Genomic DNA, 313 nt, shown 5'->3' on the forward strand with positions numbered 1-313 from the left:
CCACAGCAGGGTAGTACCTTCACCATTCGTCTTAATGTCGACGAGTCTGAAACTCAAAGTAACTGCCATTAGCAACACTTACCCGGTATGAGTGTTGCAGCCACCACAATCACCGGAGTAAACGGAATACACGCTGATGAAGGGGGTGGCTGCAATACATGTCCTGATTTGGCTTAGAAAGCCGGTTCGATGGTACCGTTGAATGTTTGCTGCAGATAGTCGCGAATCGGTTGTGACTGATAGATATCAACAAACGTTTGGTATGCCGGGTTGTTGTTATCTGCATCACGCGTCGCAATCACCATGACTGCCA

1 protein-coding gene is annotated in these 313 nt (G+C 48.2%); it reads right to left on the bottom strand.

Going from position 1 to position 313, the window contains the following annotated elements; genetic code table 11:
- Positions 1-173 precede the first annotated feature (173 nt).
- Positions 174-313: MetQ/NlpA family ABC transporter substrate-binding protein (locus tag ABT58_RS24150; RefSeq protein WP_240478052.1), on the bottom strand; the 140-nt coding region annotated here is incomplete at its 5' end.

Source organism: Photobacterium aphoticum (genome assembly GCF_001029435.1).
GTDB classification, from domain to species: Bacteria; Pseudomonadota; Gammaproteobacteria; order Enterobacterales; family Vibrionaceae; genus Photobacterium; species Photobacterium aphoticum.